This is a genomic window from Stutzerimonas sp. R40042, assembly GCF_026642215.1.
GTDB lineage: Bacteria > Pseudomonadota > Gammaproteobacteria > Pseudomonadales > Pseudomonadaceae > Stutzerimonas > Stutzerimonas frequens.
Window position 1 is genome coordinate 2,147,886 of record NZ_CP113258.1, and the last position, 26,815, is coordinate 2,174,700.

25 protein-coding genes are annotated in these 26,815 nt (G+C 64.7%); 7 read left to right on the forward strand and 18 right to left on the reverse strand.

Annotated features, from left to right (window positions below):
* Positions 1 to 41: 41 nt before the first annotated feature.
* Positions 42 to 800 (reverse strand): SIR2 family NAD-dependent protein deacylase, encoded by a 759-nt coding sequence (locus OUY36_RS10230; RefSeq protein ID WP_267937919.1) that lies wholly within the window; start codon positions 798 to 800, stop codon positions 42 to 44.
* Between the two features lie 316 nt (positions 801 to 1,116).
* On the opposite strand from OUY36_RS10230, the gene OUY36_RS10235 reads away from it, so the two are divergent.
* Positions 1,117 to 2,445: a coproporphyrinogen III oxidase gene (locus OUY36_RS10235; protein ID WP_267937920.1), complete on the forward strand. Its 1,329-nt coding sequence runs from the start codon at positions 1,117 to 1,119 to the stop codon at positions 2,443 to 2,445.
* Positions 2,446 to 2,459: 14 nt separating this feature from the next.
* Here OUY36_RS10235 and OUY36_RS10240 read toward each other — a convergent pair whose 3' ends face one another.
* Genes OUY36_RS10240 through OUY36_RS10280 form a run of 9 tightly spaced genes read right to left on the reverse strand, consistent with a single transcriptional unit; the run spans position 2,460 to position 11,836 of the window.
* On the reverse strand, positions 2,460 to 3,956 hold the full coding sequence (locus OUY36_RS10240) for a methyl-accepting chemotaxis protein (protein ID WP_267937921.1): 1,497 nt from the start codon (positions 3,954 to 3,956) through the stop codon (positions 2,460 to 2,462).
* Between the two features lie 28 nt (positions 3,957 to 3,984).
* Positions 3,985 to 5,274 (reverse strand): SAM-dependent methyltransferase, encoded by a 1,290-nt coding sequence (locus OUY36_RS10245; protein ID WP_267937922.1) that lies wholly within the window; start codon positions 5,272 to 5,274, stop codon positions 3,985 to 3,987.
* Entirely contained in the window at positions 5,261 to 6,076 is an 816-nt protein-coding gene (locus OUY36_RS10250; protein WP_161611965.1) for a DUF1365 domain-containing protein, read from the reverse strand. The genes OUY36_RS10245 and OUY36_RS10250 overlap by 14 nt, the downstream gene beginning before the upstream one ends.
* The gene (locus OUY36_RS10255; RefSeq protein WP_208218335.1) at positions 6,073 to 7,320 is read right to left on the reverse strand and encodes an NAD(P)/FAD-dependent oxidoreductase; all 1,248 of its coding nucleotides are present in this window, start codon (positions 7,318 to 7,320) and stop codon (positions 6,073 to 6,075) included. The genes OUY36_RS10250 and OUY36_RS10255 overlap by 4 nt, the downstream gene beginning before the upstream one ends.
* 2 nt (positions 7,321 to 7,322) lie before the next feature.
* Positions 7,323 to 8,090 (reverse strand): SDR family NAD(P)-dependent oxidoreductase, encoded by a 768-nt coding sequence (locus tag OUY36_RS10260; protein WP_156245937.1) that lies wholly within the window; start codon positions 8,088 to 8,090, stop codon positions 7,323 to 7,325.
* The gene (locus tag OUY36_RS10265; protein WP_267932753.1) at positions 8,087 to 8,515 is read right to left on the reverse strand and encodes a nuclear transport factor 2 family protein; all 429 of its coding nucleotides are present in this window, start codon (positions 8,513 to 8,515) and stop codon (positions 8,087 to 8,089) included. Before OUY36_RS10265 ends, OUY36_RS10260 begins: the two co-directional genes overlap by 4 nt.
* On the reverse strand, positions 8,512 to 9,942 hold the full coding sequence (phrB, locus tag OUY36_RS10270) for a deoxyribodipyrimidine photo-lyase (RefSeq protein WP_267937924.1): 1,431 nt from the start codon (positions 9,940 to 9,942) through the stop codon (positions 8,512 to 8,514). The genes OUY36_RS10265 and phrB overlap by 4 nt, the downstream gene beginning before the upstream one ends.
* Positions 9,939 to 10,874, reverse strand: a complete 936-nt coding sequence (locus tag OUY36_RS10275; protein WP_267937925.1) for a MerR family transcriptional regulator — start codon at positions 10,872 to 10,874, stop codon at positions 9,939 to 9,941. Before OUY36_RS10275 ends, phrB begins: the two co-directional genes overlap by 4 nt.
* A 2-nt stretch (positions 10,875 to 10,876) precedes the next feature.
* Positions 10,877 to 11,836 (reverse strand): YbgA family protein, encoded by a 960-nt coding sequence (locus OUY36_RS10280; protein WP_267937927.1) that lies wholly within the window; start codon positions 11,834 to 11,836, stop codon positions 10,877 to 10,879.
* A gap of 315 nt (positions 11,837 to 12,151) precedes the next feature.
* Between OUY36_RS10280 and OUY36_RS10285 the strand changes: the two genes are divergently transcribed.
* Both OUY36_RS10285 and hemH read left to right on the forward strand, forming a co-directional pair.
* Positions 12,152 to 13,054, forward strand: a complete 903-nt coding sequence (locus OUY36_RS10285; protein ID WP_267937928.1) for a TIGR01777 family oxidoreductase — start codon at positions 12,152 to 12,154, stop codon at positions 13,052 to 13,054.
* 82 nt (positions 13,055 to 13,136) lie between these two features.
* Positions 13,137 to 14,162: a ferrochelatase gene (gene hemH, locus OUY36_RS10290; protein ID WP_063543204.1), complete on the forward strand. Its 1,026-nt coding sequence runs from the start codon at positions 13,137 to 13,139 to the stop codon at positions 14,160 to 14,162.
* Between the two features lie 54 nt (positions 14,163 to 14,216).
* On the opposite strand, the gene OUY36_RS10295 is transcribed toward hemH, so the two are convergent.
* The 7 genes from OUY36_RS10295 to folE form a co-directional block, all read right to left on the reverse strand.
* Positions 14,217 to 16,856, reverse strand: a complete 2,640-nt coding sequence (locus OUY36_RS10295; protein ID WP_267937929.1) for an EAL domain-containing protein — start codon at positions 16,854 to 16,856, stop codon at positions 14,217 to 14,219.
* Between the two features lie 152 nt (positions 16,857 to 17,008).
* Positions 17,009 to 17,449, reverse strand: a complete 441-nt coding sequence (locus OUY36_RS10300) for a PAS domain-containing protein (protein ID WP_125868947.1) — start codon at positions 17,447 to 17,449, stop codon at positions 17,009 to 17,011.
* A 76-nt stretch (positions 17,450 to 17,525) separates the two neighbouring features.
* On the reverse strand, positions 17,526 to 18,053 hold the full coding sequence (locus tag OUY36_RS10305) for a DUF3833 domain-containing protein (RefSeq protein WP_267937932.1): 528 nt from the start codon (positions 18,051 to 18,053) through the stop codon (positions 17,526 to 17,528).
* Positions 18,050 to 19,288 carry an MFS transporter gene (locus OUY36_RS10310; RefSeq protein WP_267937934.1) on the reverse strand — a complete coding sequence of 413 codons (1,239 nt, stop codon included), beginning with the start codon at positions 19,286 to 19,288 and terminating at the stop codon, positions 18,050 to 18,052. Before OUY36_RS10310 ends, OUY36_RS10305 begins: the two co-directional genes overlap by 4 nt.
* A complete protein-coding gene (locus OUY36_RS10315) occupies positions 19,285 to 19,806 on the reverse strand; it encodes a chalcone isomerase family protein (RefSeq protein ID WP_156245927.1) in 522 nt (173 codons plus the stop codon). Before OUY36_RS10315 ends, OUY36_RS10310 begins: the two co-directional genes overlap by 4 nt.
* Before the next feature lie 9 nt (positions 19,807 to 19,815).
* Entirely contained in the window at positions 19,816 to 20,187 is a 372-nt protein-coding gene (folX, locus tag OUY36_RS10320; RefSeq protein WP_102841203.1) for a dihydroneopterin triphosphate 2'-epimerase, read from the reverse strand.
* Complete coding sequence (gene folE / locus OUY36_RS10325) at positions 20,187 to 20,744, reverse strand: GTP cyclohydrolase I FolE (protein WP_063543190.1); 558 nt, start codon at positions 20,742 to 20,744, stop codon at positions 20,187 to 20,189. Before folE ends, folX begins: the two co-directional genes overlap by 1 nt.
* 216 nt (positions 20,745 to 20,960) lie before the next feature.
* Here folE and OUY36_RS10330 point away from each other — a divergent pair, with 216 nt between their 5' ends.
* A complete protein-coding gene (locus OUY36_RS10330) occupies positions 20,961 to 21,272 on the forward strand; it encodes a DUF6482 family protein (RefSeq protein WP_174214565.1) in 312 nt (103 codons plus the stop codon).
* Here OUY36_RS10330 and OUY36_RS10335 read toward each other — a convergent pair.
* On the reverse strand, positions 21,269 to 21,715 hold the full coding sequence (locus OUY36_RS10335; RefSeq protein WP_267932761.1) for a thiol-disulfide oxidoreductase DCC family protein: 447 nt from the start codon (positions 21,713 to 21,715) through the stop codon (positions 21,269 to 21,271). The two genes, OUY36_RS10330 and OUY36_RS10335, sit on opposite strands and share 4 nt — an antisense overlap.
* Positions 21,716 to 21,809: 94 nt before the next feature.
* Between OUY36_RS10335 and OUY36_RS10340 the strand changes: the two genes are divergently transcribed.
* From OUY36_RS10340 to OUY36_RS10350, 3 genes are all read left to right on the forward strand, one after another.
* Positions 21,810 to 22,757, forward strand: a complete 948-nt coding sequence (locus tag OUY36_RS10340; protein ID WP_110777177.1) for a MerR family transcriptional regulator — start codon at positions 21,810 to 21,812, stop codon at positions 22,755 to 22,757.
* 36 nt (positions 22,758 to 22,793) lie between these two features.
* Complete coding sequence (gene pqqF / locus OUY36_RS10345) at positions 22,794 to 25,328, forward strand: pyrroloquinoline quinone biosynthesis protein PqqF (RefSeq protein WP_267937935.1); 2,535 nt, start codon at positions 22,794 to 22,796, stop codon at positions 25,326 to 25,328.
* 249 nt (positions 25,329 to 25,577) lie between these two features.
* Positions 25,578 to 26,765, forward strand: a complete 1,188-nt coding sequence (locus OUY36_RS10350) for a porin (RefSeq protein WP_063543182.1) — start codon at positions 25,578 to 25,580, stop codon at positions 26,763 to 26,765.
* The last annotated feature ends 50 nt before the right edge of the window (positions 26,766 to 26,815 follow it).

Sequence of the window (26,815 nt, forward strand, 5' to 3'; positions counted from 1 at the left end):
GCGCTATACGCTCACTGCTTTGGGGCGATCTGCATGCTGCCTTAGCTACCGAAGGCCTCGCGGAGCAGCTGCGGCAATGCCTGGCCGGCGGGCAGCGCGAGCAGGTGTTCGCGGCGGCCCTGCGGCGCGTCACCCTGCGGGTTGATATGCACCACCGTGGCGCCGGCGTCGCGCGCCCGATGTGGCACCTCGGCGGCGGGGTAGACCATTCCGGAGGTGCCGACCGAGAGCAACAGGTCGCAGTCTTGTGCGGCGGCGAAGGCGGCGCGCAAAGCATCATCCGGCAGGCTCTCGCCGAACCAGACCACGCCCGGCCGCAGCGGTCCGCCGCAATGAATGCAGCGTGGCGGCTCGAGACGACGCCCGCCTTCCGGCTCGTCGGACACGGGCAGCGGCTCGGCCGGCTCGCGGGCGCAGTCGAAGCAGCGCGGCCGGTGCAGGCTGCCGTGCAGGTGGATCACCTCGCGGCTGCCGGCGCGCTCGTGCAGGTCGTCGACGTTCTGCGTGATCAGCGTGAGCTGCGGCACATGGCGGGCCAGCTTGGCAATAGCCTGATGCGCCGGGTTTGGTTGTGCCTTGGCCACCTGCATGCGCCGCCATTCGTACCAGCCCCAGACCAGCGCGGGGTCGCGACGGAAGGCTTCCGCCGTGGCCAGCGCGGCGGGGTCGAAGCGCTCCCACAGCCCACTGAGCGCGTCGCGAAAGGTCGGGATGCCACTTTCGGCAGAGACGCCGGCCCCGGTGAAGACGACGACACGGGTTGCCGCAGCCAGCGCCGCGGGCAGCTCGGTTGCTTGCATGTTCGGCTCCTGTCAGCAGAGAAGGGGCTACCAATACCACCTGCCGCGCGTTTCCCAAAGCCCGCCGGCCAGCGCCGAATGCGTGGGGTGTCGCCAGCTTTCTGACCGTCCGGCTGATGGTTGGCGCCATTTGTCACCTACTTGACGGGGGTCAACGCCGCCCGTGGCGGCTCACGGATGATGCGTCCAAGGCGGCCGTGAGCGTTGTTGCGCTGGCCTGAAACGCCACCACTGGCGTAGGCACCAGCTGTGGCAATGCGGCTGGCGATGAAACTTCAACGGCTGCAAAAGCGCTATTCGATGCCGGGAGGCTCTTATGCTTGGCTCAGTGAACTGGGACGACGGCCTGGTGCAACGTTACGGTCAGATCGGTCAGCTGCAATGCGGCTATCCGGCCGTATTCGATTTCACCGACCGCATCGCGCCGCTGGACCTGCTACGCGCGCTGCGAGAAAGCCGGCGCGCCGGTCGGCCGTTGTCGCTGTCGGTCCGGCAGCCCGTCGGGGCAGCCCTGCCGGCCGACGATGCGGCTGCGTATCAGCTGAGCCTGCAGCATGAGATCGAACAGCTTGCCTGCCATGTCGGGCCGTCCCAGCAGGTCGAGCAGTTGCACCTGTCTGTCGGCACGCTGGGTATCGCGGCGCTGCGCCGGCTGGTCGGCGTGCTCAAATCCCGCTTCCAGCTGGCCGAGAGTGGCGCGGCCAGTTTCACCGCCGAAATCGAGTTGGCGCACGCCGACTGGCCATTGATCGGTGCCCTGCATGAGTTGGGTTTCAACCAACTCAGCGTCAGCGTTCCGGACCTGCGCGCCGACGACGGCGGCACGGTGGCCTACTTCCGCAGCTCCGCACGTATTCGTGCGGTGATCGAGGCGGCACACGCGCTGCACTATCGCTCGGTGAACCTGGATCTTGGCTACGGCCGGTCCTGGCAGACACCGGCGAGCTTCGCCCGCAAGCTGGCCTCGATCATCGAACTCGCACCCGATCAGGTGACGATGTTCGATTACCGTGATGTCGCGCCGGTGGGCGGCAGCCGTCTGGGGTTGGCCTCGATTGCCGATACCCTGGCGATGTACCGGCATGGTGTCGAGCAGCTCAGCGCGGCCGGCTATCGCTACATCGGCCTGGGCAAGTTCGTTCTGCCGCACGATGACCTGGCCATGGGGCAGGAAATCGGCGTGCTGCACCACGACGTCGCCGGCTACACGCTGCATGGCGACTGCGATCATCTCGGCATTGGCATCGGTGCCATCAGCCGTATCGGCGAACTGTACTGCCAGAACGCCGATACGCTTCCCGCCTATCAACGAGCCATCGAGCAGGGCCAGCTGCCCAGCACCAGTGGGCTGCACCCGCTTCATCTGGACCGTCTGCACCGTGCGCTGTTCGAGCGCCTGGTCTGCACCTTCGAACTGGATTTCGCGGCGCTCGCCGCACAGCACGGCGTCGATGTCCGCCAGCGCTACGCGCGGCACTGGCCCGCGCTGCGGCGACTGCATGCCGATGGCGTGATCGAGCTGAACGACTACGGGCTGCGCATACCGTCCCATGCGCGCCTGCTGGTGGCCGCGGTATGTGCGGCCTTCGAACAGTTCGACGCTGAAGCCATCGGCAGTTCGGCCGGGCGCGGCTGGCGCAGCTGAGCGCGGCGCGGCCGTCACTGCACGATGAAGCGGGCGCCCAGGCTTCCGAGACGGGCGGCCAGCTCGTGTAGCTGACGGCCATCGTTGTCCAGCTGACTGGCACCGTCAGCATTGCGCTCGGCGACCTGCTGCACGCTATGCAGGTGCCGACCGACATCGGCCGATACTGCAGTCTGTTGGTGGGTGGCCGCGGCGATCATCTCGTTCATCCGGCTGATCGCTTCTACCTCGCTGGCGATAGCATCCAGTAGCGCGGTGGTCTGCTGGCTGCTGCTGACACAGCGGGCGACGCTTGCGCGGCTGTTCTGCATGGCCTCGGTGGCCTTGCGACTGCCGTGCTGCAGGCGGCTGATGATTTCCTGGATCTCGGTGGTGGAGGCAGCGGTCTTCTGCGCCAGGTTGCGCACTTCGTCGGCGACCACGGCGAAGCCGCGACCCTGGTCGCCGGCCCGTGCGGCTTCGATGGCAGCGTTGAGCGCCAGCAGGTTGGTCTGCTCGGCGATCGTACGGATCACTTCCAGCACCCGGTCGATCTGTGCCGTTTGCGTGGCCAGCTCCTGCACCACGAGTTCGGTGCCTTCGATATGTTCGGCGAGGGTGCCGATCTCGCTGCGCACGCCGCTCACTGCACTGCGCCCCTGACCGGCCTGCTGGCTGGCGCCTTGCGCGGCCTGTGCGGCGCGGTCGGCATGGGCGGCGACGTCATCGATGGCTACCGCCATCTGCCGCATGGCTTCGACGATGTAGGCGGTTTCGTCGAGCTGTCGGCTGGCACCGTCGCGAAGCTGGCGTGTCGCCTGGCTCAGGCTGGTGGCGGTGCCGCCGAGGCCGCCGGTGTCGCGTACCACCGCACCCACCAGGGCACCGAGCTGGTCGAGCAGCAGGTTGAAACGGCGCGCTACCGGCCCGCTGACTTCGCTGCGGTGACGCAGGTCGATGTGCTCCGGGTTTGCGCTGATGGCTCCGGCCGTGCTCAGCAGGGCATCGCCCTCACGGGCTTCGGCGTTGGCACGAATGGCCAGGTAGATCAGGATCGCGCTCTCCAGCACGACATAGAAGGCATGCAGGAATACCGCAGGCCAGCTGCCTTCGGGCATCAGGTACACGCCGGCACCTTGTTGCTGCAGGGCGAAGAAGCCGAGGTGATGCACGGCAATGGTCGCTGCCGCGACCACGATCGGCAGCCAGTCGCGGTAGTACACCAGGAACGCCAGCAGAGCGAAGATGCCGAAGTGCATCTCCAGCATCCCGTGGGCCTGGTTGATGTGCAGCGCGGCGAGCACCATGAACGCGGCGCCGATCAGGCAGCGCAGCAGGCGTGTGCCGGGAATGAGCAGGTACAGCGCGGTGAGCGCGATCCCGGTAAGGCCTCCGATCACCACGGCCTGGGCCCAGTTTTCATAGAACACCGCGATCGCCAGGCCGTACGCCACCAGAAACCAGATGACGCCGAGCATGATGCGGTCGGCCTTGAGGTAATAGGCTTGCAACGTGACGCTCTCGCTGCTCATGAAAGACTCCGGTAGGTAGGCGCAGGTGTTATCGGGTCTCGGCGCTGACGCTTGACGCTACGTACAGCGGTTTCCGACGAGCGCCCGGTTTGGCCAGCAGCAGCTGCGCAGTACCGATGGCGCGCTCGAGGAAGCCGCCTTCGCAGTAGCACAGGTAGAACTCCCACAGCCGGTAGAAGTAGTCGTCGTAGCCGTGGCGCTCCAGCTCGCCGCGGGCGCGGCGGAAGTTCTCGTGCCAGAGGCGCAGGGTGCGTGCGTAGTGCTCGCCGAAGTCCTCCATGTGCAGCAGGTTCATGTCGGTGTCCTGCGACACCACGTTGAGCATGCGCTGCAGTGAGGGCAGGGCGCCGCCGGGGAAGATGTAGCGCTGGATGAAGTCGACGTTGCGCCGTGCCTGCTCATAGCGCTGGTCACGGATGGTGATGGCCTGCAACAGCATCAGGCCGTCGTCCTTGAGCAGCCGCGCGCACTGGCGGAAGTAGGTCGGCAGGAAGTCGTGGCCCACGGCCTCGATCATCTCGATGGACACCAGCTTGTCGAACTGGCCGTCGAGATCGCGATAGTCCTTGAGCAGCAGAGTGATGCGGTCCTGCAGGCCCTGCTCTTCGATACGTCGCTGGGTGTAGACGAACTGCTCGCGCGACAGGGTAGTAGTGGTCACGCGACAGCCGTAGTGGGTCGCAGCGTACAGCGCCATGCTGCCCCAGCCGGTGCCGATCTCCAGCAGGTGGTCGTCGGGCTGCAGGTCGAGCTTCTCGCAGATGCGCTCGAGCTTGTGCAGCTGTGCCTGCTCCAGATCCTGCTCGGGGCTGGTGAACATCGCCGCCGAGTACATCATGGTCGGGTCGAGAAACTGCTCGAACAGCTCGTTGCCGAGGTCGTAGTGGGCGGCGATGTTGCGCTGCGAGCCGCTGCGGGTGTTGCGGTTGAGCCAGTGCAAGGCCTTGATCACCGGCTGGCCGAACAGCGCCAGGCTGCCGCGCTCGATGTTGTCGAGCACATCCAGGTTGGCGACGAACAGGCGGATCACCGCGGTGAGGTCCGGGCTGTGCCAGTAGCCATGGATATAGGCTTCGCCGGCGCCGATCGAGCCGCGCGCGGCGATCAGGCCCCAGGCGGCACTGTCGGTCACATGGATGTCCGCCTTGAGCGGGCTCGCCAGATCACCGAACAACCGGCAGACATCGCCATCTTGCACGCGCAGCAACCCGTGACGCAGGTGCTCGAGCTGATTCAGCACGGTACGGCGCAGCAGACTGCTGGCCAGGCCCACGCCGGCTAGCGGGCGGGCTTTGACGGTCAGGCTAGGGCTTTTCATGACGGTCTCCGGAGGGTTGCGTGACGGCCAGCCCGTAAGAAGTCGCGGCGGGCTGGTGGGTGAAGATCGGCGTGCGCTTGAGCAACAGGCGCAGGGCCTGCCAATAGATGGCCAGCAACGTCTTGCCGGTCATCCAGGGGAAGCCCAGCAGGTAGCGGTACACGGCGCCGCGGGTCAGCGCCTCGCGCTGCAGGCCAAGGGTGGCGTCGAACAGCTTGCGGTCGCCCTGCCAGTCCTCCATGTGCACGCCGATGCGCTGGCCGGGCGGGTTGAAGCGCATGCGGTATTCCAGGTCGCCGGGCAGGAACGGCGACACATGAAAGGTCTTGGCTACCGAGCAACGCAGGTTGCGATTGCCACTGGCCGGCAGCACGTAGTGATAACGTTCGCGCCAGGGCGTATTGCTGACTTCGCAGAGCACGGCAGTCAGCTGCTCCTGCTCGTCGAAGCAGTAGAAGAAGCTCACCGGGTTGAAGCACAGGCCCCAGCTGCGCGGCTGGGTCAGCAGGCGCACGGCACCGCTGACCGGTCGACCCAGCGCCTCGCTGACACGTTGACGCACGGCATCGGCCAGGGCGATGCCCTGGCGGGTGTACTCGGGCAGATAGTCCTGCTCGCGGAAGGACAACGGCGCGAACCGACCGCGGCCGCTCAGGGCGGACAGACCGAGCACCGCGTCCTGCTCGGCGAGGTCCAGGTACAGCAATCCCATGCGGTAGCTGAACGCATGCACACGGGGCGCGAAGCGACGATGCTGCACCCAGCCGCGGTACAGCGCGCTGTGTTCGATGACGCCGCTCACAGCGTTTCTCCGAAGGCGCCGGCCACATGCAGGGCGCTGACCACGCCATCCTCGTGGAACCCATTGCCCCAGTAGGCGCCGCAGAAATAGCTGTGGTTGGCCCCGAGCAGCTCATCGGCGCGGGCCTGCGCTGCGACGCCAGCCAGGCTGAACTGCGGGTGGTCGTAGGTAAAACGCGCGAGGATCAGTTCGGGATCGATGGCCTGGGTCTGGTTGAGGCTGACGCAGAAGGTTTCCGGCGCCTCGATACCCTGCAGAATGTTCATGTTGTAGGTCACAGCGGCGGGCTGCTCGCTCGGCCCGCCGAGTCGATAGTTCCAGCTCGCCCAGGCGCGGCGGCGTTCGGGCAGCAGGCGGGTGTCGGTGTGCAGCACCACGTCGTTACTGGCGTACTCGAGCGCGCCAAGGATCTCCCGTTCGGCGCGGCTCGGCTCGGCCAGCAGGCGCAGCGCCTGATCGCTGTGGCAGGCGAAGACCACCTTGTCGAAGCGCTCGGCACCCGCGGGACTGTGCAGCGTCACGCCATGGGCATCGCGCAGCACCTCGAAGACCGGGCAGTTGAGGCGGATATGCTCGCTGAAGCCCTTGGTCAGTGGCGATACATAGGCCCTCGAACCACCCTCGATCACGTACCACTGTGGCCGCGCGCTGACCGATAGCAGCCCGTGGTTCTTGAAGAAGCGGATGAAGAACTCCAGCGGAAACGCGAGCATGTCCGCCAGCGACATCGACCAGATTGCCGCGCCCATCGGCACGATGTAGTGGTCGATGAAACGCTGACCGTAACGGCCCAGTTGCAGGTAGGCGCCCAACGTCAGGTGCGGGGCGATGCGACCGTTGCGATAGTCATCCAGAGCTTCGCGATTGAAGCGCAGGATGTCGCGGATCATGCCCCAGAACGCCGGTGAAAACAGGTTGCTGCGCTGGGCAAACAGCGTGTTCAGGTCGTGCCCGTTGTATTCCAGGCCACTGATCGGGTCGCTTACCGAGAAGCTCATCTCGGTCGGTTTGTAGCTCACGCCCAGCTGGCTCAACAGCTTGATGAAATTAGGGTAGGTCCAGTCGTTGAAGACGATGAATCCGGTGTCCACGGCATAGTCCTGCCCGTGCACGCGGACGTCGACGGTATGGGTATGCCCGCCGATCCAGCTGGCCGATTCGAACACGGTGACCTGATGCTGGCGGCGCAACAGGTGTGCACAGGTGAGGCCGGCAATGCCGCTGCCGATGATGGCGATCTTCATGCTTATCCTTCCTTGAACTGCGAGCGGGCCATTCGCCGGCCCAGGGCGAGTTGCAGGCGCGCGGGCAGCAGTGAGAGCAGGCGCAGGCCGCCGATGAATACAGCGGGGAAGCTGATGTTCAGCGGGCGACGCTCCAGGCGCCTGGCGATATGCCGCGCGGCCTTTTCGACCGGCCAGCGCAGGGGCATCGGAAAATCGTTGCGGCGGGTCAGCGGGGTGTCGACGAAGCCCGGGCTGACCAGGGTGACGTCGATCCCTTCGCCGGCCAGGTCCAGGCGCAGGGATTCGAGCAGATAGCGCAGCGCGGCTTTCGAGGCGCCATAGGCGCCAGCCCGCGGCAACGGTAGCCAGGTGACCGAGCTGCCGATGCCGACCAGTTGTGGCCGCACGCCCCGGCGCAACAGGGGCAGCGCGGCTTCGATGCAGTACCCGGCCGAGATCAGGTTGGTCTGAATCACGCGCTCAAGCAGCGCCGCTTCGAAATGCTGCACCTCGATGTACTCGCAGGTGCCGGCATTGATGATCACGCTGTCCAGCGCGCCCCAATGCGAATCGATGGCCGCGCCGATGGCACGTACCTGTTCGAGATCGGTGAGGTCACCGGGCAGCGCCAGGACTTGCCCCGGATAGCGCCGGGCGAAGGCCTCGAGTGGCTCCGCGCGACGCGCCGACAGGGCCAGGCAGTGACCAGCGGCCAACAGCTGACGCGCAAGTTCCTGGCCGATGCCACTGCTGGCACCGGTCAGCCAGATACGGCGTGACAGGTTCATGCGAGTCTCCGCTGCAGCCAGCGTATGGCGCTGCCGAGCAGCGGCACATGCTGATAGATGAGCGCGCCGGCATCGAAGTAGTCGCGGTGCCGCTCGACCTTGCCTTCGGCGTTCCAGCGCAACAGCGAGCAGCCTTCCAGGCTGATCAGCCGGCCCCGATTGAGCCGCGGATGGCGGTAACTCATGACCCAGCGCAGATAACCCTGACCGTCTGCGACCAGATCATGGCCGATGAACTCGAAATGCAGCTGCTCGACGTTGGCATACAGCTCGCTGAAGTAGCGCTGCAGTTCATCCAGGCCGCACACCTCGTGCAGCGGGTCGGTGAAATGCACATCAGCGCTGTACAGGTCCGCCAGGCGCTCGAGATTGCTCGCGTTCAGGCGGGCGAAATCTTCTGCGAAACGTTGCAGGAAGGCGCTCATGGCCGACCCTCCGGCAGATTGCGGAAGGCATCTAGGGCGCGCGCGCGGCTTTTCCCCAGATCGACGATCGGCGTGGGGTATTCGATGACCCCGAACAGGTTGTGATGCGTGGCCGGGCTGTGAATGTCCCGGCGGCTCAGGTGTTGCAGCTCAGGCAGCCAGCGACGCAGGAACTGACCGTCCGGATCGAAGCGCTGCGACTGGCTGGTGGGATTGAACAGGCGGAAGTAGGGCACTGAATCCGTGCCGGTGGACGCGCTCCACTGCCAGCCGCCATTGTTGGCGGCCAGGTCGCCATCGATCAGGTGGCGCATGAACCAGCGCTCACCCTCACGCCAGTCGATCAGCAGGTTCTTGCTGAGGAACATGGCGGTGATCATGCGCAGACGATTGTGCATCCAGCCGGTTTCACGCAGCTGGCGCATGGCGGCATCGATGATGGGAAAGCCGGTGCGGCCCTGCTGCCAGGCTTCCAGCTCGTACGGGGCGCGCCGCCAGGGCAGCGCCTCGGTTTCCGGGCGGAAGGCGCGGTGCATCGACACCCGTGGGTAGCCCACCAGGATGTGTTTGTAGAACTCGCGCCAGAGCAGCTCGTTGATCCAGGTCGTGGCACCGCTGGCGCCGCTGTCCAGTTCGCCCCGGTTGTAGCAGAGAGCGGCATGCAGACACTGGCGGATGGAAATCACGCCGGCCGCCAGATAGGGCGAAAGCTGGCTGGTGCCCGGTTCGGCCGGCAAGTCGCGGCGCTGGTGGTATTGCTCCAGGTCGTCTTCGACGAACGAGGCCAGGCGGCGCTGGGCGAAGGCCTCGCCGGCCGGCCAGAGTGCGCGCAGATAATCGGTCGGCGGCGGGAAGCCGGCCACTGCCGTGGGTAGCGGATTGCTGACGATGGGCAAGGGTGGCTGAGCCGCCGGTCGCGGGATACAGAGTGGTGGCGAAACGCTCAGCCGCGCCAGGCAGGCCTTGCGGAACTGGCTGAACACCTTGAAGTAGCCGCCGGATTGAGTGCGCAGCGTGCCTGGCGCGAACAGCAGCTGATCCAGATGCCGGCGCAGGCTGACGCCGGCGCCCTGCAGGCGCTCGGCCACTGCCTGGTCGCGGTGCTGCTCGTTGACGCCGTACTCGTCGTTGCAATGCACGCCCTGCACGCCCAGCTGCTGACAGACCCTGAGCAGGGCATCGGGAGCCGCCGTCCAGTCGTCCACTTCACGAATCAGCAATGGCACGTTAAGTGCGTGCAGCTGCTCGGATAGCGCGACGAGGTTGCGCAGCCAGAAATCCACCTTGCACGGGGCATCGTCGTGGGCGAGCCACTGGCACGGTGTGATGAGGTACAGGGCGACGGTCGGGCCGGCTGCCATCGCAGCGGCCAGCGCGGTGTTGTCGCTGACGCGCAGATCGCTGCGCAGCCAGAGCAGCTGGGTCATGATGAACGTCCTTCACTACCGGGCAGCAGGCCGGCTTCATGCAACTGCTGCAGTGCGCCGAGCGGGTGATCGGCCAGTAGCAGCTCGCGGTGGCGGCGCAGTTCAAGCGCGTGGATGTGGGCAGCCGGCCCGGTCAGCAACAGCGGCGCGGCACTATGTTCGAGCAGGCGTGGCAGTTGGCGCTGCAGGCAGTCGCCAGGCAGCGCCTTGCTGGCATGCAGGAGGACGCCGCGTGGCCGCATGCGCTCCAGCGCCAGAGATAATTCGGTCAGCGGAACCGGCCATTCCACGACATCCACCGGGCAGTCGGTGCTGGAAACCAGCCAGGCGGCTATCCAGAGATCGGGGCTGAAGGCTTCTTCGTCGAGGTTGACGATCAGTAGCGGCCGGCCGGCCTGCTGGCGGTTGTTGAAGTAGATGCGCGTGCCCAGCTTGCTGCGCAGCCAGGAGCTGAACATCGCCCGCTCCAGCGCGGCGCCGTACTGCCCCTGCCAGCGCATGTCGAGCCGATCCAGCAACGGATGCAGCAGGTGCTGGCATAGCGTGCGTGGCGGATACAGCGCCATGGCGCGATTGAAGGCATCGTCCAGCCGCCGTTCGCTGAGGCGTTCGATGGCCTGCAGCAGTTCGTCCAGTAGCTCCGACCACTGGTTCGCCTGAGGCAGTTCCGGGGGCGTGCTGGTGTCCAACAGCGGCTTGATCTGGCTGACCGCCACGCCGCGGTTGAGCCAGGTGAGGATGTCGCGGATGCGCTGGATATGCGCCTCTTCGTACAGCCGATGGCCCTTGGCGGTGCGCAACGGCACGATCAGTCCGTAACGCCGCTCCCAGGCGCGCAGGGTCACGGCGTTGACACCGGTGATGCGGGCTACTTCGCGGATCGGCAACAGGCCGTCCGCAGTCATCTGGCTCTGGTCCAGTGGTTCGGGCATGGTCAGATTCCGTTGCGCAGGCTGAGGCTTTCCGGGTGCGGTTGCAGGTAGGCCTGGCGCGCGATGTAGTGATCGGGATGGCGGCGGAAGTGGTGCTTGAGCAGCGTCAGCGGCACCACCAGCGGAATCACCCCGGCGCGGTATTGATCGATGAGGTGGCGCATCTCGCGGCGATCCTCGGAGCCCAGGGCATCCTTCAGGTAGCCGCTCAGATGCAACAGCACGTTGCAGTGCGTGCCGCGGGTGGCAGGCTTCTTCAGCGCCAGCATCATCTGGCTGAAGTAACGCGCGGCGAATTCGTCCAGATCGTGCTCGGCCAGGTTCGCCACCAGCCGGCCGAGGGCCTTGTACTGCAACGGATTGCTGGCCATCAGCTGGTACTTGTACCGGGAGTGGAAGTCGACGATGGCGCGGCGCGTCAGACCTCCATGCAGCAGTCGCTGCCAGTCGGCGTAGGCGTAGACGCGGGTCAGGAAGTTCTCGCGCAGCACGGCATCGTTCAGCCGGCCGTCTTCCTCTATTGGCAGGTCCGGCCGCGCTTGCATCAGCGCCTGGGCGAACACGCCGGTGCCGCCACCGGGCAGGGTATGGCCGTTGGCGGCATAGACCTTCACTCGCTCCATGCCGCAGGACGGCGACTTCTGCATCAGGATGTAGCCACTGATGTCGTGCAGCTGTTCGGCGATCTGCCGGCCATAGGCGGCCAGTGCATCGGTCACGTCCAGCTCGGGTCGAACGGTGCCAACCGCCCGCGGCATTTCGGTGTCACCTACCAGCCGGATAGGCTCGCGCGGCGTACCGAGCCCGATAGCCACTTCAGGGCACACCGGCACGAATTCGAAGTGCTGTGCGAGGGTTTCGCTGCACAGACGCGATTCCTTGTGGCCGCCGTTGAAGCGCACCGGATTGCCCAGCAGGCAGGCGCTGATTCCGATCTTGGGCGTGGGGAGTGTGGTGTGCATGACGTACCTCACTTGTACAAACAGGATTGATGTACAACTTGAGGTCATCATATTGCAGATGTTGTACAAGTCAATATCAGATGTACAAGTAAGCTGTATTTCCTGTACAAAGTAACCATCGAACACGTCTGGGGCCGTCGCCCCGTCTCCGCTGGAGCGATTTGGCGAGGGCCGATCTTGATCGGAAGACGGGTCTTGAGGTGGCGAAAGGCAGGGGTATGAGGGCTAAAGTGCTGTACGTTTGCCTTCGTCTGTATAGGTGTATGCTGAATGTAGCTGTCCGTTGGGCGCGGCTGCATCGCACAGGAGCTCACCATGAACATCTTGTTGACTGGCGGTACCGGGCTGATTGGCCGAGCGCTTTGCCGGCGCTGGTTGGCGGAGGGGCATCGGCTGTGGGTCTGGAGCCGTACGCCGGATCGCGTCGCCCGGCTGTGCGGCGCTGAGGTTCAGGGCGTTGGCAGTCTTGAACAGCTCGACAGGGTGCAGCTGGACGCGGTGATCAATCTGGCCGGGGCACCGATCGCTGACCGGCCCTGGACCAAGTCACGCAAGGCGCTGCTTTGGGATAGCCGAGTGAAGTTGACCGAGCAATTGGTCGACTGGCTGGGCAAGCGTGAGCAGAAGCCGGCCGTGCTGATCTCCGGCTCTGCAGTCGGTTGGTACGGTGACGGCGGCGAGCATCGCCTGACGGAGGCCGATCAGCCGGTCACCGCGGATTTCGCCAGCCAGCTGTGCAGCGCCTGGGAGGAGCGGGCGATGGAAGCGTCGGTGCTGGGCATCCGCGTGGCGCTGGTGCGTACCGGGCTGGTCCTCGCTCGCGACGGTGGCTTCCTGAAACGGCTGCTACCGGCTTTCAGGCTGGGGCTGGGCGGGCGCCTGGGCAGCGGCCGACAGTGGATGCCCTGGATCCATATCGAAGATCAAATCGGTCTGATTGATTTTGTTCTGCGGCAGCCGACCGCTGAAGGCCCCTACAATGCCTGCGCGCCGGCGCCGGTGCGCAACGCCGACTTCACCCACAGCCTTGGTCGGTGCCTGCATCGGCCGACGTGCTTGCCGGTGCCGGCGGTTGTGCTGAAGGCGACCCTCGGGGAGCTGGCGGGTTTGTTGCTCGGTGGCCAGCACGCGCTGCCGAAAAAGCTGCAGGACGAAGGCTACCGCTTTCGCTTCGCCGAGCTGGATCAGGCGCTTGCCGACCTTCTGACGCATCGCTGAACGCGAGGCCCTGTGTGAAAATAGCGCGCCTGCCGCTTGGAGCCGGGCGTCAATCCTAATCATCAGTCGTTGGAAAAGTTGCATGACAGAGCAGGCGTTGTTGTTGGTCAATCTGGGTTCGCCGGCCTCCACGGAAGTCGCCGATGTACGCCGCTACCTCAACCAGTTCCTGATGGACCCCTATGTGGTCGATCTGCCCTGGCCGCTGCGGCGCCTGCTGGTTTCACTCATTCTGATCAAGCGCCCCGAACAATCGGCGCATGCCTATGCCTCCATCTGGTGGCCGGAGGGGTCGCCACTGGTGGTGCTCAGCCGGCGCCTGCAGGAGGCGGTCCGTCCGCACTGGACGCAGGGGCCAGTGGAGCTGGCGATGCGTTACGGCGAACCTTCCATCGAAAGCACACTGAAGCGCCTGGCGGCCCAGGGCATCACTCAGGTCACCCTGGCGCCGCTGTATCCGCAGTTCGCCGACAGCACCACCACCACGGTCATTCAGGAAGCGCGACGGGTCGTCCGCACACATGATCTGGGCGTGCAGCTGTCGATCCTGCAGCCGTTCTATGAAGAGCCCGAGTACCTTGAAGCGCTGGTGGCCAGCGCCCGTTCGTACCTTGAGCAGCCGTTCGATCACCTGCTGCTGAGTTTTCACGGGTTGCCGGAGCGGCACTTGCACAAGAGCGATCCCACCGGCGCGCACTGCCTGAAGGGCGATGACTGCTGTCAGCGCGCCGAAGGTGAAGTGCTGGCCAGCTGTTACCGCGCACAGTGCATGCGTACCGCGGCGGGCTTCGCCGCTCGCGCCGGTCTGCGCGACGATCAGTGGTCGGTGTCCTTCCAGTCGCGTCTGGGCCGCGCCAAGTGGATCGAGCCGTACACCGAGACGCGACTGGACGAACTGGCCGAGCAGGGCGTCAAGAAGCTGCTGGTGATGTGCCCGGCATTCGTTTCCGACTGCATCGAGACCCTGGAGGAAATCGGCGACCGCGGGCGTGAGCAGTTCACCGAGGCCGGCGGCGAGGAACTGGTGCTGGTGCCCTGCCTGAATACCCATGAAGACTGGGTGCAGGCACTGGTCAAGCTCTGCGGCCGTGCGCCCCTCGCGCTTTGAGCCCGTGCCAGAAGGCGCCCGTCCAGGCGCCTTTTTATTGCCCGGCGGCGCCGCTCAGGCCACGTGATCGATGAACATCCGCTCGAACTCGTCTAGCGCCATCGGTCTTCCGAACAGATAACCCTGAAAACGGTGACAACCGTTGCCGAGCAGCACTGCCCGCTGGGCCTCGCTTTCGACCCCTTCGGCGACGACTTCCAGCCCAAGCCCGGCTGCCAGGGCGCAGATGGCGCGCACGATGGTCAGGCTGCTGGCGTCTTCTGGCAGGCCGCGAATGAAGGTCTGGTCGATCTTCAACTGATCCAGCGGCAGCTGCTGCAGATAGCTCATCGACGAATAGCCGGTACCGAAGTCATCGATGGCGAAACGGATGCCGTGCTGCTTGAGCTGCGTCATGCGGGCGATCGCCTCGGGCATGTTGTCCAGCAGCAGGGTTTCGGTCAGTTCGAGCTTGAGCCTGGACGGATTGGCACCACTGCTTCGCAACAGTTCGAGCAGGTTGGCGACGAAGCTGTCCTGATAGAGCAGATGGGCGCTCAGGTTCACTGAAAGGGTAAGCCCGGCGAACGCCGGTTGTTTCTCCCAGAGTGCCAGTTGTTCGCAGGCCTTGCCGAGCACCTGTTGGTCCAGCGCATGGATCAACCCGGCGTGTTCGGCCTGGGCGATGAATGCACCGGGCGCGAGCAGCCCGCGCTGCGGATGCTGCCAGCGCACCAGTGCCTCGGCGCCGACGATGCCCGCGTGCTGTTCCAGCTGGGGCTGCAAGTGCAGGATGAACTCGCCGTTCTTCAAGCCCTGGCGGATCTCATCCTCCAGGCGCAGACGCTCCTGCACGGCCAGTTGCATGCGCGGGTCGAAGAAGCGCAAGGCGTTCTTGCCGGATATCTTGGCTTCATACATTGACATGTCGGCACGTTTCATCAGCTCGTCGCTGGTGCTGCTCTCCGTGCCGAACAGCACCACGCCGATGCTCGCGCTGCTGTAGAGACCGAGGTTGTCGATACGGTACGGTCGATCCAGCGAACTGAGCAGTTTCATGCCGATGTGTTCGGCCTGCGAGGCCGCCTGTAACGGGTCGGGTCCGAGATTCTCGAGCATTACCACGAACTCGTCGCCGCCCAGTCGAGCCACGGTATCGCTGCCGCGGACCTCTTTGTGCAGCCGCTCGGCAGCCAGGCGCAGCACCTGGTCACCGGTCTGATGGCCATGCAGATCATTGATGTTCTTGAAGTTGTCCAGATCGATGAACATCAGCGCGCCGAGTTCGCCGTTTCGCCGGCTGGCGGCCATTGCCTGGTGCAGCCGATCCAGCAGCAGCCGACGATTGGGCAGACCGGTGAGTGGGTCATAGAAGGCAAGGTTGTGAATGCGTTCTTCGGCCGCCTTGCGATCGGTGATGTCGGTGAAGGCGGCCACATAGTGCGTCACCTCGCCAAGGGAATTGCGCACAGCGCTGATCGTCAGCCACTCGGGATAGATCTCGCCGCTCTTGCGCCGATTCCAGACCTCGCCTTCCCAGGCGCCGGTCGTCTCGATGCTGGTCCACATCGCCCGGTAGAACTCGCGGCCGTGCTTGCCGGAAGCGAGCAGGGCGGTAGTGTTGCCAATGGCTTCTTCGGGTGTGAAGCCGCTGATACGCGTGAAAGCGCCGTTGACGCGCAAAATCCGGTTCTGCGCGTCGGTGATGAGCATGCCTTGCTGGGACTCGAAGGCAATCGCCGCAATCCGCCGCTCCAGTTCGGTGTTGAACCGCTCGGTGATGTCGCGGCTCAGCCAGACCACCGCGCGCTTGTATCCTGGCGGTTGCTCCAGAGGCAGCGCACGGCCTTCGAACACGCGCTGACCGACCCGTGTCGGCAGGCTGTATTCCATTAGTTGAGGCGTGTCGCTTTCGAGCGTCTGCTGGATGAAGTCAAGAAAGCGCTGCTGCTCTGCCTCCGGCATCACTTCTTGCACGTTCTTGCCGTGCAGCCGGATGGCGTCGCCATACAGCAGGTTGCGTTCGGAGCAGATAACGTCCAGACAACGGCCGTCCTCGTCGACCACCAGCAGCGGATCGGGGATTGCCTGGCCGATGGCGCGCAGCCGCGCTTCGCTCAGCCTGAGTGCCTGTTCGATCTGGCTGCGTTCGAGCAGGTCCTTGAGCAGCACGCCGAGGATTGCGGTCGCGAGGGGCAGAGCCAGCAGTACCGGCACGGCGATTTCCCGCGCTGCAGCGGTGCCGAGCTCGCCGGGAATCATCAGGACCACCAGCGCCAGGACACCCAGATGCAGCAGCACGCCGAAGGCGAGCAGCTGCCAGAAGCCGATGCTGAGCAGACGCTTGCGATACGCGCAGCAGTAGGCCAGCCCGAGCGCAATCGGCAGCAGAATATTGGCAATGCCTGGGACGACGCCGGGCCCGCCGAGCCACAGGCGGTAGGCGGCCGCCAGCGTGCCGGCGATGGCAGCCACCAGCGGTCCGCCAAACAGGCCGGCCATGCTTAGCACCACGGTGCGTGCGTCGAGAATGATGCCGGTCTCGCCAACGCTGGTCATCAGCATGCCGATGATGCAGGCACTGCCGAACCAGAGCCCGGCAAGCAATTGTGCAGAAAGCTGACCGCTCCGGTTCCAGCTGCGGGTGGTGAACGCGAGCAGCCAGCAGAGGGCGAGCAGCATGACCGCGTTCTGTACAACGGCATTTATGGTCAAGACATCATCCTAGGGCATGCATACCCACATCAGGATTGGTGAAATGGCTGTTTGCCATTATTCCACAGTCGAGCGACCGGACGGTAACTGGGAGAAAGGGTGCGGGGCGCGCTGCGGGCGCGGCGCGCCGGGAGGGGCGTGTGTGGGTGGGTTCAGGCCTGACCGAGTTGGGCCTTGAGTTCGCGGATCTCTGCCTCGAGTGCTTCGACCCGCTGCAGCGCATCCACCTCGGCGGTGACGTTCTTCTGGATGCCGATGAAATAGGTCAGCTGATCGGCCTCGTTGAACACCGGCGTAATGGAAAGCTCATTCCAGAATGGTGTGCCGTCCTTGCGGTAGTTGCGGATGATCTGACGGCACGGCTGGTTGTTCTTCACCGCCTCGCGGATGGCCTGCAGGCCCGGTTGGTCGCGGTCGTCGCCCTGCAGGAAGCGGCAGTCGCGGTAGAGGATGTCGTCCACGGCGTAGCCGGTCAGCCGCTCGAACGCCGGGTTGGCGTAGATCAGGATGTTGTCGTCACCCTCCTGCTCGGCGACCACGATTCCATCGTTGGAGGCTTCGATAACCAGTTGCAGCAGCTTGGCGTTGATCATGTGGCGGCATCCTGAAGGGTCATGCGGCGCATTCTAGAACAACTTGACCCAATCAGTGCTCTGCCATGCGGCTCGTTCAATCACCGCGCTTGCGGAAGAACAACGTGACCTGGCCAACCTCCACGCCGAACTTGCTCATGAACGAACGGTTGGCCAGCGTGTTTTCGTCGATCAGGTACATCCAGTCGTCCAGGTGTACGTCGTAGACCTTGCCATCCACCGGCAGGCTGAGTACGTAGCGCCAGCGCAGGGCGTTGCCGGCCACTTCACCAACGGCCTCGCCGACAACGTCTGCAGCCGTGCCGCGCCAGTGTCCGGGGCGTTCCTCGGTCAGGGTCCAGACGCGTTGCTGGGTGGTGCCGTCGCTGTAGCGGAAATGTTCGTCGAGGATCAGCTTGTCGCCATCGAGGCTGCCTTCGATCTCGACATGGAAGCGCTTGACCACCTCGCCGGAGCGCTTCTGGAACATGCCCCAGGCATCCACCGTGCCGACGAAGTACCGGCGCAGATCCAGCTGCGGTTCCTCGTTGCGGTAGTGTTCGACGTCGACGGCGGTGCAGCTGAGCAACATCAGACAGCAAGCCAGGATCAATAGCTTTTTCATGGTTGCGTTTCTCCGCAGGGCAGGGATGTGAGCAGCCACGCCGCCAGCAGCTTCAGCAGGCAGGGCAGGCCGGCGTAGACCAGCGCAAGGTTCCAGCCGGCCGCAGTGCCCGGTTGGTAGTCGCTTAGCGCCAGCAATGGCAGAGCGAGGCCGGCGAGTGCCAGCGCCAGCTTGGCGAGAAAGCTCCACAGGCCGAAATAGGCAGCGGTCGAGTCGCGCTCATCGACCGGGATGATGTCGGCCAGCAGTGCCGGTGGCAGCGCCAGGTCCGCCCCGAGGGCGAGGCCGGAAAGGATGCATACCGCCCCATAGGCCCACGCGGAACCGGGTTCCAGCAGCACCGCCCAGATAAACGCGGCGCAGGCGGTGAGCATGCCGATCCGCCAGCTGCGCCGTTTGCCGATGCGATCGGCCAGGTGGGTCCAGAGTGGAAGGCCAAGGGCGCCGCTGACGAAGTAGAGCGTCAGGAAGAGTCCGGTCAGCCGCGCCAGCTGCAGGCGATCGGTAATGAAGAAAAGCGCCAGCGTGGCGGGAATTGCCACGGCGACCGCATTGATGAAATACACGCCCGCCAGCCGTCGAAAGGCCGGGTTGCGCAATGGCTGTCGCCAGTTGCCAGTATCGGCGCGTAAGGCTCGCTGCGGTCGAGGCGCGGCGAACAGCAGCGTCCCGGTGCCGATGTAAAGCAGCACGGCGAAGGTCACCGCGAACGCAGCGAGTCCGGTCGCCATGCCGTATCGATTCGCTATCGCGCTCGGCAGCACGCTGGCCAGCACCACGCCGAAAAGCCCGGCGCCTTCGCGCCAGGCGGCGACGCGGGTCCGGGTGTTGGGGTGATCGGATAGCCGCGCGCCCCAGGCCAGATAGGTGATGTTGACCAGGCTGTGCAAGGTGTAGGTGAGTGCCAGCAAACCACCCAGCCATGCGGCAAGCGCGAAGGTGCCAAAGCCGCCCGGTGGAATCAGCAGGGCCGCCATAGCCAGGCTCAGCAGCGCGGCGGCAGCGGCGAGCAGGGCGGTCCAGCCGCGCGGCGAGCGGCGATCGATCAGGCGACCGAGCCAGGGGTCCTGGACGGTGTCCAGCAGCCGCGCAAGGAACAGCACGGCACCGGTCAACGTGAGCCCAAGCCCGAGGTCCGCTGCATAGAAATTCGGCACCAGTACGTAGATCGGCAGCATGGCCATTGCCAACGGCAGGCCGAGTACGCCGTACGCTGCCAGCGCCCTATTCTTCACGGCTCACCCAGCAGGTTGCGCCGCAGTTTCTGGTCGCGGCTGCGTGGATCGAGCCAGATGGCGAAGAAGGCATCGGCGAATAGCGGATCTCTCACCTCGTGGTGCAAGCGGTCGTTGACGTAGAACCGACAGCCCTGGCCGGGCAGGTAAACCCCGGTGATGCGCTCGCCCGGCGTGACGTCGACGAAGGCCTGCTGCATCTCGACACGCCACTGGCGAAGCTGCGTGGAGTCGAGCGTTGCGCCGGCCAGCCTCTGGATTTCTTCCAGACTGGTACGAACGAAGTCGTCACGACTGATGGCGCGGTGGTAGGTCAGTTCCAGGGCGAAGGGCGTTTGCGGTCGCAGCGGGCTCGTGGGGCTCCAGAGTCGTGCATCGTAGATGCGAAAACCGAAGAAGCGCAGCTGGCCTTCGCCCACCAGCCGGGCGTCGGGCAGCACCTCGCGCCAGCTGGCTGACGCGACGGCGGGCAGCAGCCACAGCGTGCAGAGCAGGGCGATCAGCGGGCGGCGGCTCATGGCATGGACTCAGCGGCTTCCCGCCAGGGTTATCGATACCGAGTCGGCGAAGCGCAGCGCATGGGGCTTGTCGACTTCCACCTCGGCATAGCACACCGCTGGGTGCGCCATCACCAGGTCGAGGATTTCCTGGGTCATGCGCTCGAGCAGGGCGAAACGGTTCTGCTCGACATGACGAATGATCGATTTGGTGATGGTGCGGTAGTTGAGCGCCTGCTCGATGTCGTTTTCACGCACCGCCTCCACGGCGCCGTAGAGAATCGTCAGATTGATCAGCACGTCCTGCCGGTTGAGGATCTCGTCCTCGTTGATGCCGATGTATGTACGCAGGCGCAGGTCCTTTACGCGAATGCGCGCCATACCGGGTTCCAGGCGCGGCATCACTGGCCCCGCCCGATCAGCTGGAGGAATTCCATGCGTGTGTTGCAGGAGCTGCGGAAGGCGCCGAGCATTACCGAGGTGTTCATCACCGAGTTCTGCTTCTCGACGCCGCGCATCATCATGCACATGTGCTTGGCCTCGATGACCACCGCGACGCCAGCCGCGCCGGTGACTTCCTGGATGGCCTCGGCGATCTGGCGGGTCAGGTTTTCCTGGATCTGCAGGCGGCGGGCGAACATGTCGACGATCCGCGCGACCTTCGACAACCCGAGCACGCGGCCGGTAGGGATGTAGGCCACGTGCGCCTTGCCGATGAAAGGCAGGATGTGGTGTTCACACAGCGAGTAGAGCTCGATGTCTTTGACGATCACCATCTCGTCATTGTCCGAGGCGAACAGCGCGCCATTGACGATCTCCTCAAGGCTGCGCTGGTAACCACCACACAGGTATTGCATGGCCTTGGCCGCGCGCAGCGGGGTGTCGCGCAGGCCTTCACGCTCCGGGTTCTCGCCGAGGCCGGACAGTATTTCGCGGTAGTGACCAGATAGATCGTTCATGACGAATTCCTTTGTGGAAAAACGCGCTTGCGTTGGTGGGCACGCTTGAAAGCGAAGCGCTGCTGCCGATAAAGCTATACGAAGATATAATCTTGTACAACTAAATGTATAGGAATACGCTGCGCTTCAACGAGCATAAGCCTGGGGGCGGGCATCCCAGCGCTGCCTGCACCGGCCTGCGTTGTGCAAATCGGGAAATCTGTAAAGGAATCGGCGGTGAAGAAGCTATCCAGGTTCGGGTTGCGTTTGGCGCTGCTCAGGGGAAAAGTCGCACGAGTCGAGCTGCATGGCTTGCGTTGCTGCGGATACAGCGTCTGGGTGATCGATCGACAGGGCCAGCGACGGCAGTTTGCCGAAGGTGAGCGTAGCGTCTGGCTTGATCAGGGCAGCCTGAAGCGGGTTTTGCACGGCGTGGGTGTACGTGAAGTCTATTGGCGGCAGGTGGTCAGCCATGACGAGATGATCGGCCGCCCCGGTTGCAGTGAGCCCGAGGCAGGTCTGCCGGTGCCGCTGCGTGCAGAAGGTTAGTCCGGCTTGTCGGCTCGCCCCGGCATCGCATGCGGTTTGTCGGCAAGATTGCATTGCGTGCCGCAGCGGCTGGCACCGTCGGGATGCGGCAGCCAGTCCAGGTGCGGTCTCGCCAGGCTGAACAGCCAGTAGGCCAGCAGTAGCAATGGGCGCAGTGGTCGCCAACCGAGCGGGGCGGCCCAGACGCCATGCCCGGCCAGCCGCCAGCTCCAGTAGGTCGCGTCGACGCCGGTCAGCCACTGTCCGCTGGCGCTGCGTGCATGCAGGCGTCGCTGTAGCTGGCTTAGCTCGCGCCCGAGGCCGTCCGGGTTGAAGTCCGGTGCACTGATATCCACCAGCAGGAGCCTCGCAGGGTCTGCCTGACGCTCCAGCCAGCGCACCTCGCGCGCGCAGAGCGGGCAGCTGCGATCAACGTAGAGTGTCAGCGGCAAATCGGGCGACATTTCATCGCATCTCACGTTTGTACAATGTTTGTAGAGGGTATGTCGGGAAACGCTGAGTTACAATCGCTGCACTCTTTTCGAACGAGCCGCCCTCATGACCGATTCTTCCGGCGCTTCGACCCTCGCTGCCAACGCCTTCAATCAGCAGGACCTGTTCCCCATACGCGAGGTTTCGCGGCTGACCGGTGTCAATCCGGTCACGTTGCGGGCATGGGAACGTCGCTATGGCCTGATCCGGCCTACCCGCACCGATAGTGGCCATCGTCTCTACTCGATGGCCGACGTGGAGGCGGTGCGCAGCATCCTGGCCTGGACCGAGCGAGGCGTGGCGGTCAGCAAGGTCGGTAGCATTCTCGCCCGCAGTGCGGCTGGGCGTGACGCCGACGAGCCGGTCGTCGCGGCGAACAACGAGTGGGGCGAGTGGCAGGAGCAGCTGCGCGAGGCGGTAAGCAGCTTCGATGAGACTCGTCTGGAGCAGCTCTACGGTCAGATTTTCTCCACCTACCCGCCGACCGTGGTGTTTCAGGATGTGCTGCTGCCTATCTGGCAGGAGCTGCTTTTGCGACAGGACGAGTTCGGCCGCACCAGCGAGTGGCTGTTTCTCGATGCGTTCCTGCGGGCCCGCGTACTGCAACGCTTGCAACTCTCACGTATTCACTCTGCCGAGCGCGTCCTGCTCGCAGCCATGCCGGGGCAGGGGCGCGAGCTGGAGCTGCTGGTCACCGGGTTGATGCTGAGTGGCGACAGCCTGGCTGTCAGCGTGTTGCCCATTGGCCAGCCCCTCGAGGAACTGGCGCTGGTCTGCGACAAGATGAAACCGCAGGCACTGGTGCTGTTTTCCAACGTTCCCCACCGCGAAGCGCAGTTGCGTCAGCTCAACAAGCTGTCGCTCGGCATCGATTGCCCGCTGGCGCTGGCTGGCGAGGCGGCGGAGCTGGCCCGTGAAGCCCTGACCGGATCACCGATAGCCTGCCTGGGCAACTCCGGCAAGCTGATGCAACGGCGGCTACGGCAGTTCCTTGCCGGTCAGCTGGATACCTGACCGAATGAGCGCGTTCCGCGCTCCCGGAGGCGAACCATGACTGCGAGCGGCCTGCCGACCTCCTCACCTCCCGAGCGAGTGACGCTGCCCGGCGGGTTGCAGCTGGGATTCATCGCGCTACCAACCGGCAGCCAGGCCGCCGCGCTGGTGCGTGTGCATGCCGGCTCGCATGACGCGCCAGTACAGTACCCGGGACTGGCGCACTTTCTCGAGCACCTGCTGTTTCTCGGCAGTGAAGCCTACCCGCAGGATCGCAGCCTGATGCCTTTCGTGCAGGGCTGTGGCGGGCAGCTGAATGCGTCGACGCGTGAGCGGCACACGGATTATTTCTTCCAGGTCCCGGCCGATGCGTTTGGCGAGGCGCTCAAGCGATTGCTCGACATGCTGGCCCGTCCGCTGCTCGACCCGGCGGCGCAATTACGTGAGCGGGAAGTCCTGCAAGCGGAGTTCCTCGCGCGCGGCCGCGACCGCGAAACCCTCAGCGATGCCGCAATCGGTACCGCACTGGAATCGCACCCGTTCAGCGCTTTTCACGCCGGCAATCGCGAAACGCTGCCCGTGGAAGAGCCGGCTTTCCAGCAGGTACTGCGCGACTACCATCGACGCTTCTATCATGCCGGGCAGATGGAGCTACTGGTCGCGGCCCCTTGCAGCATCGAGGTCTTGCAGGCCTATCTCGACTGCAGCGAATGCCGGCTGCCCGCTGCGCCGCCGGTCCGGCGAACGGTCCCTCCACTGCCCGCCGGTTCCGGTGCCTCGCTGAGGCTGATGGTCGCCAACGCTCGTCCTTGCCTGATTCTGGCGTTCTCGCTGGACCAGATGCCGGATGCAACCTGCGTGGCGCTGGACCTCCTTGGCACCTGGCTGACATCACAGGCGCCCGATAGCCTGCTGGCCACGCTGCGCGAGACAGGCTGGTGCGAAACGGCGACGTTGCGCGTGCCTTACTGGCATGAAAATCAGGGCGTGATCAGTCTGGAGTTGCAGCTGACCGGCCAAGGCATGGCCGCCCGTGCGCAGATCGTCGCGGCGGTCCGCGAATGGCTGCGCTTCATGACCGAGCAGGCTGATTGGGGCAGGCTCTGGGATGACTTCGTGCGTATCCGCGAACGAGGCCTGCTGGGCAAGGAGCCCTTGGCGCGCCTGCGCTACTGGATCGATCCCGCTGCCTGGCGACCATCGATCGAGAGCGCTCGCGTGCAGCGCGCATTCGTGGCTCTGGGCTCACGGTTGCAGAGCCAGCCGCCAATCGTGCTGACAGTTACCGACGGGGCCGATGGGCAACAGATTGAATGTTCTGCTGTGCACGGCGGCTTCGCCTTGGCGCTGGGACACGAGCCGCTGCCGGAGATGGAGCCGCGCACCTGGCCCTGGCGCCTCCCCGCGGCCAATCGCTGGCTGACGGAGCGACCGACGCCACGCGTGGCATCGGTATTGCCGCCGAGCTTGTGCTGGCTGGAAGCTGCCGCTAATTCAGGGGGGCAGGCTGCGCTTTACCTTCGCTGGCGTTTTGCCCCGCACGCTCCTGGCGAGTGTCTTTGGCACATAGTGCGGTCGGCGTTGCGGCCCTACCTTGCGGCTGCGACGCAGGCGGGGGTGGAGGTGCGCTTCGAAGACTTTGGCGGCAGCTGGTGTCTGGCGCTGTTCGGCTATGCCGAAGCGCTGCCACTCGTGCTGCAAGACCTGCTTCCGGTACTGCGGGCGCCTTCGCCGGATGCCGTGCGCGAAGGTCTACGCCTGTTCGATGAGGCCCGGTCGCCTTCCGCAGACGAGCTCCTGATTCGCCAACTGATGCGGCGTCTGCCACTGCTGCTGGAGCGGACTGCAGACGAAAGTGGGGTAGCCGAAGGCGAGGCCGATCTTGCCGGCGCCTGGCGGTATGCGCACTGGGATGCGTTGGTCATGGGGCTTCCCGCAACGCTGAGTGGGCCGCTGCAGGATGTTCTGCAAGCGCTGCCAGGCGTGCCCGAGGTCGCTATTGTGGGTGCGCTAGGAGACACTTCCGCGCGCTACCTCTGGTCTCGCTTCGGCGACCCTGGCGAGGAAACCGCGCTGGTGCTGTTCTGTCCGTTGCCGACACGCTCAATCGCCATCGAGGCCGGCTGGCGGCAGCTGGCCCTGCTGATGGAAGGGGCGTTCTTTCGCCGCCTGCGTAGCGAATTGCAGCTGGGCTACGCGGTGTTCTCCGGCTTCCGTCAGTTCGGTGAGCACGCCGGTATCGTTTTCGCCGTCCAATCGCCGACGGCTTCGGCTGCGGAAATTCTGCGGCACATCGAGGAGTTTCTCTGCTCCTTCGACTACGCCTTGGGCTCTGCGGGGGCAGACGCGCTCGCGGCTGGCGGTGACTCGGCAGGCGGTTCGACCCAGGATTTGCGTCGCCGCGTCGAGGATAACTGGCAAGCCCAACTGGCCGGGTTGGGGCCGGAGCATCCGGCTGCTGTCGCCGCCGCGATGAAGACGCAGGAGCTCCGGGACATCGCCGCACAGCTGCAGGCGCTGCGCAGTGCCGCAGGCGGTTGGCGAGTCATCGCCAACACCGATGCGCCGGATGCGCGCTGGCTACAGCGCTGACATAGCTCGTCTCTCTTTTCGTCGATCCAGTTCATCGCCACTGCATGGCAGTCGGTGTCCGGCACTGCTTTGGGTGTAAGACCCATGGTTCGTTCGGTGGGTGTGGGGGAGGGCATGCTTTGCGTGCAAGACCAGGACCGCGGCGAAAGTACTAGCCTTTCGCCGCTATCGCAGCGTATGTCCACCCATGAGGCCTTTCGATAATCGCTCCCGACACGACTGCGAGTCGTCAATACAGCGGAGAGCGCCATGCACAACAACAAGAAAGCCGTATCAACCCTGCTGCCACTGGCCTTGGCCAGTGCTGTTGCCATGACCGTGAGCCAGTCGGCCATGGCTGAGATCGTGCTCTATGATGAGAACGACACTACCTTTTCCACCGATGGTTATTTCAACACCTTCTACGTCCACAGCGACGTGGAGCGGGACGGCGAGCAGTTCGATCGCAAGCAGTCTCGGGTGAAGATGGGCTTCCTGCCCAACTGGATCGGCTTCAACTTCGGCAAGCAGGTCGGTGACCTCAAGCTGGGCGGCCGCTCCTCGTTCTGGGTGACCATCAACGACAGCGAAAGCAACGGCACCGAAACCGGTATCGACGTTCGTCAGTTCTACGCTACCGCCGGCAACGAGCAGTGGGGTGAAGTGCTGTTCGGTAAGGACTTCGGCCTGTTCGGGCGCTCCAATATCCTGCTCGACGAGATGCTCAGTGGCTATGGTCAGGTCAGTGACACGCTGGGCCTGGTCGATGGCGGTGGCGTCTCCTTCGGCAACATCGGTACCGGCTACCCGTACCCCTTCCCGACCTCGCAAATCACCTACCGCTCGCCAAAGATGAACGGTCTGCGCATCGCTGCGGGCATCATGGATCCGGTAGATACCACCGACGACACCAGCACCGCGTTGGATAAGGCCTACCAGGAAGCCCCACGCTTCGAAACCGAGGTGACTTACGAGTTCGAACTGGGTGGTACCCAGTTCTACACCTGGATCAACGGCATGCAGCAGAGTTCGGACAATACCGACAGCAGCATCGAGAAAGTTGACTCCAAAGGCTTGGGCTATGGCGTACAGGCCAAGATGGGCAACCTGTCGCTGACCGCCTCCGGCTTCCAGGCCGAGGGCATCAACCCGTTCTTCACCAACAATGCTGGCGAGGCGCTGCTGCGTGAAGTGGATAGCGACGGCTACCTGCTGCAAGGCTCCTACCGCTTCGGCAAGAACCGCCTGGCATTGTCCTACGGCCAGACCAAGGACGATGGCAACGGTCTGGGCAGTGAAGCAGATTACGAAACCCGCGGCATCGCGCTGTTCCACAGCATCAACGACAACCTGACCCTGGTCGCCGAGCTGAACCAGTTCGAGATCGAAGGCAAGGACACCCCGACGCTGGACGAGGAAACCCGCACCTTCGCAGTGGGTGCGGCGCTGAGCTTCTAAGCTGAGTACAGGGCGCGGATGGCAGCCGAACCGTAGGTCGCGTCATCCGT

Bases quoted from the DNA above. Each gene is read 5' to 3' on its own strand.
- OUY36_RS10230 (WP_267937919.1), bottom strand. From the start codon at position 800: ATGCAAGCAACCGAGCTGCCCGCGGCGCTGGCTGCGGCAACCCGTGTC.
- OUY36_RS10235 (WP_267937920.1), top strand. From the start codon at position 1,117: ATGCTTGGCTCAGTGAACTGGGACGACGGCCTGGTGCAACGTTACGGT.
- OUY36_RS10240 (WP_267937921.1), bottom strand. From the start codon at position 3,956: ATGAGCAGCGAGAGCGTCACGTTGCAAGCCTATTACCTCAAGGCCGAC.
- OUY36_RS10245 (WP_267937922.1), bottom strand. From the start codon at position 5,274: ATGAAAAGCCCTAGCCTGACCGTCAAAGCCCGCCCGCTAGCCGGCGTG.
- OUY36_RS10255 (WP_208218335.1), bottom strand. From the start codon at position 7,320: ATGAAGATCGCCATCATCGGCAGCGGCATTGCCGGCCTCACCTGTGCA.
- OUY36_RS10260 (WP_156245937.1), bottom strand. From the start codon at position 8,090: ATGAACCTGTCACGCCGTATCTGGCTGACCGGTGCCAGCAGTGGCATC.
- OUY36_RS10265 (WP_267932753.1), bottom strand. From the start codon at position 8,515: ATGAGCGCCTTCCTGCAACGTTTCGCAGAAGATTTCGCCCGCCTGAAC.
- phrB (WP_267937924.1), bottom strand. From the start codon at position 9,942: ATGACCCAGCTGCTCTGGCTGCGCAGCGATCTGCGCGTCAGCGACAAC.
- OUY36_RS10275 (WP_267937925.1), bottom strand. From the start codon at position 10,874: ATGCCCGAACCACTGGACCAGAGCCAGATGACTGCGGACGGCCTGTTG.
- OUY36_RS10280 (WP_267937927.1), bottom strand. From the start codon at position 11,836: ATGCACACCACACTCCCCACGCCCAAGATCGGAATCAGCGCCTGCCTG.
- OUY36_RS10285 (WP_267937928.1), top strand. From the start codon at position 12,152: ATGAACATCTTGTTGACTGGCGGTACCGGGCTGATTGGCCGAGCGCTT.
- hemH (WP_063543204.1), top strand. From the start codon at position 13,137: ATGACAGAGCAGGCGTTGTTGTTGGTCAATCTGGGTTCGCCGGCCTCC.
- OUY36_RS10300 (WP_125868947.1), bottom strand. From the start codon at position 17,449: ATGATCAACGCCAAGCTGCTGCAACTGGTTATCGAAGCCTCCAACGAT.
- OUY36_RS10305 (WP_267937932.1), bottom strand. From the start codon at position 18,053: ATGAAAAAGCTATTGATCCTGGCTTGCTGTCTGATGTTGCTCAGCTGC.
- OUY36_RS10315 (WP_156245927.1), bottom strand. From the start codon at position 19,806: ATGAGCCGCCGCCCGCTGATCGCCCTGCTCTGCACGCTGTGGCTGCTG.
- folX (WP_102841203.1), bottom strand. From the start codon at position 20,187: ATGCCGCGCCTGGAACCCGGTATGGCGCGCATTCGCGTAAAGGACCTG.
- folE (WP_063543190.1), bottom strand. From the start codon at position 20,744: ATGAACGATCTATCTGGTCACTACCGCGAAATACTGTCCGGCCTCGGC.
- OUY36_RS10335 (WP_267932761.1), bottom strand. From the start codon at position 21,715: ATGTCGCCCGATTTGCCGCTGACACTCTACGTTGATCGCAGCTGCCCG.
- OUY36_RS10340 (WP_110777177.1), top strand. From the start codon at position 21,810: ATGACCGATTCTTCCGGCGCTTCGACCCTCGCTGCCAACGCCTTCAAT.
- pqqF (WP_267937935.1), top strand. From the start codon at position 22,794: ATGACTGCGAGCGGCCTGCCGACCTCCTCACCTCCCGAGCGAGTGACG.
- OUY36_RS10350 (WP_063543182.1), top strand. From the start codon at position 25,578: ATGCACAACAACAAGAAAGCCGTATCAACCCTGCTGCCACTGGCCTTG.